Origin of the sequence: Affinirhizobium lemnae (assembly GCF_022968395.1) — a bacterium.
GTDB lineage: Bacteria > Pseudomonadota > Alphaproteobacteria > Rhizobiales > Rhizobiaceae > Neorhizobium > Neorhizobium lemnae.
The window spans coordinates 36337-44778 of the sequence record NZ_JALJQZ010000032.1 but is presented as its reverse complement, the minus strand read 5'-3'; the positions used below and the strand labels follow the sequence as shown (position 1 = coordinate 44778).

General features: G+C 55.5%; 7 protein-coding genes. 5 read left to right on the top strand and 2 right to left on the bottom strand.

Translation table 11 applies throughout. From position 1 onward, the window contains the following. Positions 1 to 142: 142 nt before the first annotated feature. Positions 143 to 553, top strand: a complete 411-nt coding sequence (locus tag MUU53_RS17220) for a response regulator (protein WP_247262003.1) — start codon at positions 143 to 145, stop codon at positions 551 to 553. A gap of 61 nt (positions 554 to 614) precedes the next feature. Here the strand turns inward: MUU53_RS17220 and wrbA are convergent, their stop codons facing one another. Then, positions 615 to 1214: an NAD(P)H:quinone oxidoreductase type IV gene (gene wrbA, locus MUU53_RS17215; protein ID WP_247262002.1), complete on the bottom strand. Its 600-nt coding sequence runs from the start codon at positions 1212 to 1214 to the stop codon at positions 615 to 617. A 229-nt stretch (positions 1215 to 1443) separates the two neighbouring features. Here wrbA and MUU53_RS17210 point away from each other — a divergent pair, with 229 nt between their 5' ends. From MUU53_RS17210 to MUU53_RS17195, 4 genes are all read left to right on the top strand, one after another. Further along, positions 1444 to 2214, top strand: coding sequence for a competence/damage-inducible protein A (locus MUU53_RS17210; protein WP_247262001.1), 771 nt, complete (start codon positions 1444 to 1446; stop codon positions 2212 to 2214). Positions 2215 to 2324: 110 nt separating this feature from the next. Then, positions 2325 to 3167 (top strand): universal stress protein, encoded by an 843-nt coding sequence (locus MUU53_RS17205; protein ID WP_247262000.1) that lies wholly within the window; start codon positions 2325 to 2327, stop codon positions 3165 to 3167. A 157-nt stretch (positions 3168 to 3324) separates the two neighbouring features. Further along, on the top strand, positions 3325 to 3822 hold the full coding sequence (gpt, locus tag MUU53_RS17200; protein WP_165136181.1) for a xanthine phosphoribosyltransferase: 498 nt from the start codon (positions 3325 to 3327) through the stop codon (positions 3820 to 3822). 176 nt (positions 3823 to 3998) lie between these two features. Further along, positions 3999 to 5852, top strand: a complete 1854-nt coding sequence (locus MUU53_RS17195) for an ABC transporter ATP-binding protein (RefSeq protein WP_247261999.1) — start codon at positions 3999 to 4001, stop codon at positions 5850 to 5852. A gap of 57 nt (positions 5853 to 5909) precedes the next feature. Here MUU53_RS17195 and MUU53_RS17190 read toward each other — a convergent pair whose 3' ends face one another. Then, complete coding sequence (locus MUU53_RS17190) at positions 5910 to 7808, bottom strand: methyl-accepting chemotaxis protein (protein ID WP_247261998.1); 1899 nt, start codon at positions 7806 to 7808, stop codon at positions 5910 to 5912. Between the last annotated feature and the right edge of the window lie 634 nt (positions 7809 to 8442).

Genomic DNA, 8442 nt, shown 5'->3' with positions numbered 1-8442 from the left:
TGAACTCCATCGAATCTCGCAAATCCGAAGGAATCATAACCTCTTGAAATCACCCACCTCTTTTTGAGGCAGCCTCTAAACTCACGTCTTGTCGGTATCGGGCTCAACCCTATGTCGTGGAGACAACAGAGGTTTAGAATTGATGTATCGCTTCTTGATTGTAGAGGACAGCCTTCTGATCGCGATGGATCTGGAAGAGGCCATTTCGCGCAGCGGGCACGAAGTTATCGGAATAGCTCCAGACATGACCGTCGCGCTCAATTATGCCCGAGAAGCCGACATAGCATTTGTCGATGTACGGCTTGCAGATGGAGAGACCGGCCCTGAGCTTGCCCGTCTACTGACCGGACGTGGCCTGACGGTCATTTTCGTGACCGGAAACCCAATGCTTATCGAAGGGCGCGATGCCGGCGCCCTGGGCGTTATCGCCAAGCCGCTCACACAGCAGGCTGCGGCGGATGTCATTCAGTTCGTCGTTGACTGGAAAGGCGGGAAACAAAGAAGACCTCCCGCACGCCTGAGGCTGTTTCGCCCGTTTTCTCCTGCCGCCTGAAACGGCAAAGGGCGCGGATTGGTGATCCCGCGCCCCTCTTGCACATAAACTGCTCGATCAATCAGCCAGCGAGCTTCGTCGCAATCCTGGCCACATGTGCGCCCTGGTAGCGTGCACCCTCCAGCTCGATTTCCGAAGGCTGACGGGAACCGTCGCCATCCGTGATCGTGGATGCGCCGTAGGGTGAGCCACCCTTGACCTGTTCGACGCCCATCTGGCCCTGGAACGCATAGGGAAGCCCTGCGACGACCATGCCATGGTGCAGGAAGGTCGGGATGAACGACAGGATCGTCGACTCCTGGCCGCCATGCTGCGTGGCCGTAGATGTGAAGACCGATCCGACCTTGCCTACCAGCTTGCCCTGGAACCACAGACCACCGGTCTGGTCCCAAAAGTTGCGCATCTGCGAAGCTACAGTGCCGAAACGCGTGCCTGCGCCAACGATGATGGCGTCGTACTCCGTGAGATCGTCAACCTTGGCGACTGCTGCTGGCTGGTCCATCTTGTAGTGAGAAGCCTTGGCAACGTCTTCCGGAACCAGTTCCGGCACGCGCAGGACGGTCACCTCGGCACCGGTCGATTTTGCGCCCTCTGCAACGGCATATGCCATGGTTTCGATATGACCATACGTCGAGTGGTAGAGTACGAGAACCTTAGCCATTCATTCCTCCTGTTTCGGCTCCAACAATTGGAGCGCGTCTGGTAGCTGCATACTTATCCGCGCAAATACTAACTTCCAGCCTCCAGGCGCGGTACGCACTGTTCAATAATCGAATACGGAAGATCTGTTGTGATCATAATTTCGTAACAATGGAAGCTGGAATTCGTCTTCTGTCGCGAGGGGAATCCGCATACATCATGATTCAGTCGCAGACTTCACGAGGGCTAAAATGACATCGACGATCGTAACCGCGGCCATTCTGGCCATAGGCGACGAGCTTCTTTCCGGTCGTACAAAGGACAAGAACATTGGCCACCTTGCCGATCTCCTTCTCCTGTCCGGCGTTGACCTCAAGGAAGTGCGGATCGTCGCAGACGAGCAGGACGCAATCGTCGAAGCGCTCAATGCGCTGCGCAAGCGTTACACCTATGTCTTCACCTCCGGTGGCATTGGCCCAACACATGACGATATCACGGCAGATGCCGTGTCGGCAGCATTCGGTTTGCCTTGTGAGCACGATGCTGAAGCGATGCGCCTGCTGGCGGACATGTACAAGCGACGGGAGATGGAGTTCACCGAGGCGCGTCAGCGGATGGCGCGTATGCCGAAGGGCGCGCGTCACATCGCAAACCCCGTCTCCACCGCACCGGGCTTCATCGTGGAAAACGTCTATGTGATGGCCGGGGTGCCACAAGTATTTCAGGCCATGGTGGATAACATCCTGCCAGAGCTTCAAAAAGGCTCGCACTTGCTGACGCGCTCTCTGCCGTGTCCCTATGGGGAGGGAGATATCGGCACACTGCTTGGCGCGATCCAGAAGGCTCATCCAGAAACGAGCATCGGCTCCTATCCCAAGTATGACGGTCAGCGCTTTTCCACGGAACTCGTTGTCAGAGCGCGAGATGAAGCAAAGCTCGACGCTGCCGCAAACACGATTTCCGACATGATCCGAGGGCTCGATGCGGCACGTGCAGGCAGCAATCCAGGGCCTGAAGCCTGACCCAAGGTCGCGCTTCGCCCAAAGGGCGCCTTGACCCATCTCAATGCAGGGACCATCTCCTTTGATGATGGTGGGATACATCTATGCCACCATGCCGAGGAGATCAGACAATGAGCTATCGGACCATTCTTGCAGTTCTGGACAGCGAGCATAACGTCGCTCCCGTCACCGAGTTTGCTATTCAGCTGGCGCGCCAGTTTTCCGCGCATATCATGGCACTTCGAGCCGAGACTCTCGCGACAATCCCTCTGATCGCACCGATGGAAATTCCGGATCCGACAGCGATTGAGACCTTGCAGCGAGCGGCGCAGGAAGAGACCCGGAAGATTGAAGCGGCATTTCGCCAGCGCGCCGAATCCTCCGGCGTCCCCTTCGAATTCAGATCTTACGTCTCGACAGGCGGAACTTCCTCCGAAGCAGTTCTCGAACTTGCCCGCACCTGTGACCTGATCGTTGCTCGACAGAATGACGCCAAAGCGGAAGCAGACAATAGCTCCGACCTCGAGACCTTCATCCTTGAAAGCGGGCGTCCTGTTCTCCTTCTTCCGCATGGTTCAAACCGCTCGCTTCCCGTTCGCCGCGCGCTCATCGCCTGGAACGGATCGAAGGAAGCGGCTCGTGCCGCATTCGATGCGTTACCGTTTCTCCAACAAGCGGAAAGCGTCGAGATCTTTTCCGTCGATCCGCCGGATATGCCACGTCAGAATCCGGAACTTGCCGGTGCCGATCTCGCCACTGCGCTTGCACGGCATGGCGTCAAGGTGAGCATCCGCACAGAGGAGAACTGCCAGATCTCCACATCTGAAGCCATCACGGCCCGTCTTGCAGACCAGAGCGTCGATCTGCTGGTGATGGGTGGCTACGGACATTCCCGCTGGTGGGAGATGTTGTTTGGCGGCGTCACGCGCTCTCTACTGAGCTCGATGACCGCGTTTACGCTTCTTTCGCGATGAACTCGAACCGCGGAACCTGGCCCTTCATCCATCTTGCCTAATTGTAGGAATTAAAGCTAATAGCAACGGCCAACGGAGCAGCTTCTATCGGTTGCTCCGCAGGCTGCCCGTTCCCATTCGGCGCCTGTTAAACTCAAGCGCGCCCGGAGCGAAACATATGTCTCTTCCTGATAAAGCCTTCCCCGTTTCGTGGGATCAGTTCCACCGTGATGCACGCGCGCTTGCCTGGCGTCTGGCAGGATCTGGACAGGAGTTCCGCGCAATCGTCTGCATCACACGTGGTGGCCTCGTTCCCGCAGCGATCATCTCGCGCGAACTGAATATTCGACTGATCGATACGGTTTGCGTCGCCTCTTACCATGACTACGTCAATCAGGGTGAAATGAACCTGCTAAAGGGTATTGATGCCAGCCTGATGGTCGATGGCGGCAAAGGCGTTCTCGTCGTGGACGACCTGACGGATACTGGCAAGACTGCCTCGGAAGTTCGCACCCTGATGCCGAATGCACATTTCGCCTGCGTTTATGCGAAACCCAAGGGAGTGCCGACCGTCGATACCTTCATCACCGAAGTCAGCCAGGACACCTGGATTTACTTCCCTTGGGACATGGGCTTCACCTATCAGGAGCCGATTGCCAAGGGGCACAAGGGCTGAAAACGCATTCTCCTTTTCGCATTCAGAACCCGCCAATCCGGCGGGTTTTTTCATGACCTTGCAATTCTTATAAATTGCATAGTTCAACCAATGATCGAATATGACTTTATGGTCTAATTTCTGTCCAATGACGTGCTACCTCCGGTGAGTCGGCGTAGCATTGATGAGGAGAAGGCATGTCTTGGTCCGATGCAGTCTATCGCCCCTTTGAGCAATTCATCCGTCCACTCGAAATCCCCTATAGGCCGTTGCCGACCACAGGGGCCATGTCCGTTCTTTGGCATTTCATCCGCATGTTTCGTGGGGTGGTCATCCTCATGGCCATCACGTCCATGGTCGTGGAAGCGTGCAACCTTACCATAATCTGGGGCCTGTCAGCCATTGTAGATGGGGTGACCAGTCAAGGTGTCGAAGCCTTCGTACATGACCGTTTCTGGCTGCTGGCTTTTCTGACATTCATCATTTTTCCGGTCATGCCGATCTTCTTCTATGTTGCCAATATCCTCAACTCCCACACCGTTGGTATAAGTCTGCCCATTACCATTCAATGGCAGGGCCACAAGGCCGTCGAAAAGCAGGATCTCGCTTTCTTTCACGATCTCTTCGCAGGTCAGGTTGCCTCACGCCTGGGACAGGTTGCCAACGGCGTTTTGCAGCAGATTCAGATCGCATTTCAAAGCGCGCCGCGTTTCTTGCTGCAAATCGTTGGCTCCGTCGCAATACTCCTCACCCTCTCATGGCAACTCGCCCTGCCAGTCGTTCTCTGGATCGCCTTCAACATTGCCTATGCCATACGTGTCGTGCCTGATTTCACGGCCCGATCCCGCCGCTCTGCCAAGCAGAACAGCCTCATCAATGGCACGCTGACCGATGTTTACAGCAACATGCAAATGGTGAAGCAGTTCGCTGCGGAAGATACTGAAGCTGGTGCGTTGCGCAAAATTTTGGGAAAAGCGACCACGACACTTCACCATGAACAGCGAGCGTACCGCACGGCTGAACTCGTCGTGGTCAGCGCCAACATGTTGCTTTGGCTGGTTCTGCTGGGGTTAGGCTTTTGGGGGCTTTATCGCACCACCTTGACGGTGGGAGAGTTCGTCGCGACCGTTTACATCCTCCAGCGTCTATCGGCGAGTTCCTTCACCTTTCTTCAGATGGGCCAACAGATTTTCAAGGCGTTGGGAACGATAAAGGATGCCATGCCGGTTTTAACGACACCACCGCAGATCACGGATCGGCCCGATGCCTTAGATCTAACCGTCACGCGCGGTGAAATCCACTTCGATCGCGTCAACTTCGCCTACACTTCAGACAAGCGGGTCATAGACGATCTCACGCTCACAGTGAAACCGGGCGAAAAGGTGGGTCTTGTTGGCCTGTCTGGCGCCGGCAAGACCACGCTTGTCAATCTTCTCTTGCGCTTTTACGAGGTTACCGATGGCGCGATCCGTGTGGACGGTCAGGATCTGCGGCATGTGACACAGGCGAGTTTGCGCAGAAACATCGGCCTGATCGCGCAGGATGTAGCACTGCTGCATAGATCAGTGGCAGACAATATCCGCTATGGCCGACCAGACGCATCGACCACTGAAATCGAAGAGGCTGCACGGGCCGCTCAGGCTGACGCGTTTATCGCGGATCTACGGGATGGCGAGAAGCGAAGCGGTTACGATGCCTTTGTCGGCGATCGAGGCATCCGACTTTCGGGTGGTCAGCGCCAGAGAGTATCTATAGCTCGCGTTCTGCTTAAAAATGCACCAATCCTCATTCTAGATGAAGCGACATCGGCGCTGGACAGTGAGGCGGAGGCGGCCATTCAGGACAGGCTGAACCTGCTGATGGAAGGTAAAACGGTTATTGCCATTGCTCATAGGCTGTCAACCATAGCGAGGATGGACAGAATCGTCGTCCTGGATCAGGGAAAAATAGTGGAAGAGGGCACCCCGGAAGAGCTTCTCGCCCACAATGGCCTTTATGCACGCCTTTGGCAAAGGCAGACGGGTGGCTTCATTCCAGACCAACTGGGCTGAATTACACCTTGATAGGCACCGCGAAAGGGTGCCTATCATAACATCAATTGAATCGCCTTACGCAGCGGAACGCAAGGCTTGCGCCGAACCGCTGATACGGAAGTGAGACAGCAGATCGGTTAGCTGTCTGCTTTCGTTGGCCAGAACCTGGCTGGAGGCGGTCGTCTCCTCAACCATGGCAGCATTTTGCTGGGTCATCTGGTCCATGTGATTAACGGAAGTATTGATCTCGCCAAGCGCCGCCGACTGTTCCGTCGCAGCACGAGCGATCATGGAAACCTGTTCGTTGACGTTATGCACGAGATCCTCGATTTCCTTCAACGCCTCGCCAGTGGAGAGAACCAGCTTAACCCCGCCCTGCACTTCCTGAGCAGAATTGTTGATCAGGGATTTGATTTCCTTCGCTGCATTTGCGGACCGTTGGGCGAGTTCACGAACTTCCTGAGCGACGACGGCAAAACCGCGCCCCGCCTCACCGGCGCGGGCTGCTTCCACACCGGCATTCAGCGCGAGCAGGTTTGTCTGGAAGGCTATCTCGTCGATAACCGAGATGATCTGGCTGATCTTCTGGGAGGACTGCTCAATACGCTCCATTGCATCGATTGCGTCGCGGACGATACCGCCGGACCGCCCAGCGCTATCCTTGGTCGCCGAAACCATGCGCGTTGCCTCGTTTGCGCGCTGGGTAGAGGTCTTGACCGTCGTCGTGATTTCCTCAAGCGCTGCGGCGGTTTCTTCGAGAGCTGCTGCCTGCTGCTCTGTTCTGCGGGCTAGCTGGTTCGATGCCGCGGAAAGCTCGCCGGAGCTGTCGGTGATCGTCCCGGCTGCCGCACGGACATTGTCCATGGTCGACCGCAGCGAAGCCATCGTAGCATTGACGTTCGATTGTAGTTCGGCAAAGGCACCCTGGAAGTGGCCCCGCATGTCCTGGGTCAGATCCTGATCGGCAAGGGCAGCGATAACGCGACGGACCTCGTTGATGCCACGGTCAACATTCTCGACCAGTTCGTTGACACCAGAGGCGAATCGCGTGAGGTCGGCATCTTCGTAGGTCTTGGTAATGCGCTGGCTGAAGTCGCCAGCGGATGCGGCCGCGACAATACCGCTGATGGATTGCTGCAAATCCTTGCTCTGGCGATTGAGCGCTTGCTCCTGTGCCTCCATCTCGCGCATGTGCAACTCGTTCGCCCGGAAGATTTCCAGCGCTCTCGCCATTTCGCCAATTTCGTCTGCGCGGTCCGTATCAATCACCACATCCCGGACATTGCCTTTGGCCATTTCGCTCATGACCATCGTCAGGCTGCGGATCGGCGCTGAAATGCCGCGTCGTGCTACGAGGAAGCTGATGGTTATACCCAGACCAATGCAGATGAGCGCGCTCGCCAACAGGATCGTCATGGTCATGCGTGAATCCGCCAAAGCATCGGCGCGGGCCGTTGCCAAAGTGTTGGCAGAATAGGTGCTGTAGATCTTCACTGCTGCGGTCACGGCCTTTTGGCCGTCAAGAGCCTTGTCGAGAGCAGCACGCAGGGCGGTAGGGTTCTTACCCTGCTCAGAACCAGCAATTTTTACCATTGCGCGAATGCTGTCGAAATAGGAGGCAAGCGATGTACGGACATTAGCCAGTTGCTTTTGCTCTTCCGCGTCTGCCGTGGCTGCAATCTTCGGCAGACGGTCCAGCATTTCCTTGGCGCGTTTTTCGGTTTCAGCTGCGAAATCTGCTGCTTTTTCCGGCGCCATCGCCAACTGATAAGTCATCCGGCTGATTGCGATGATATCGACACGCAGATCCATTGCCTCGCGCGCCACTTCTTCACGAGCGCCAGTGTTCTTCAAAGAAGATCCCAACACGCTTAGTCCCTGTGCACCGACGCCCGCGATGACGACGGCTGAAAGACTCATCAGCGTCATGACGACACCAACCTTCTTCAGGATTGAGAAATTCTTGATATTCACGAGAGACCCCCAACGGCAGAAAGGCACGGCAACAGGCGCGTCCATTCGAATTTTCAAAAAATCTATCGGAGGAAAGTTAAAATTGTGCCGTTATCGGTTTTTCTTCCATTTTCAATGGTATGTGACGGTCAAGAAAATTTTCTCCTCACTGCACATATCTGGCACTCTTGCTTGCAAGTCTTTGACTTCACTAATCGATTCGTCTGTCCCCATTTTCCACAGGCAAGCACCACAATATCTTGTGGTTAAAAATCCATTGCAAACGAGACCTTGACGGAATCACACATTCGAACAAGATAGCTTTCATGTTGCGGCGGCGACTGAACCGGACATGACGAGATCGGTTCTACCAGAACAAAACCCTGTATCCTGCAGGCTTGAGACGGGCAAACCATCAGTGTTTTTCCCGGCAGGATTTTTGTGCCGTTTTGTCTGATTTCTTCCGTGACATGGGGTGGTGGAAAACTGCTTTTATGCTATATTTAGTGTTTGCAGCTAAACTCACCACAAGATACAGGTCGACCATCTACGGATGATTTACCATTCGGACTGAGATAGGGCACGGCTGCCGGTGTTGACCCAACGGCTGCTGCAGTGACTTTCTGCGCCTGAGCGGGGCGCATAACAAGGACGA

Coding starts and splice junctions, on each gene's coding strand:
- MUU53_RS17220 (WP_247262003.1), top strand. CDS start 143: ATGTATCGCTTCTTGATTGTAGAGGACAGCCTTCTGATCGCGATGGAT.
- wrbA (WP_247262002.1), bottom strand. CDS start 1,214: ATGGCTAAGGTTCTCGTACTCTACCACTCGACGTATGGTCATATCGAA.
- MUU53_RS17210 (WP_247262001.1), top strand. CDS start 1,444: ATGACATCGACGATCGTAACCGCGGCCATTCTGGCCATAGGCGACGAG.
- MUU53_RS17205 (WP_247262000.1), top strand. CDS start 2,325: ATGAGCTATCGGACCATTCTTGCAGTTCTGGACAGCGAGCATAACGTC.
- gpt (WP_165136181.1), top strand. CDS start 3,325: ATGTCTCTTCCTGATAAAGCCTTCCCCGTTTCGTGGGATCAGTTCCAC.
- MUU53_RS17195 (WP_247261999.1), top strand. CDS start 3,999: ATGTCTTGGTCCGATGCAGTCTATCGCCCCTTTGAGCAATTCATCCGT.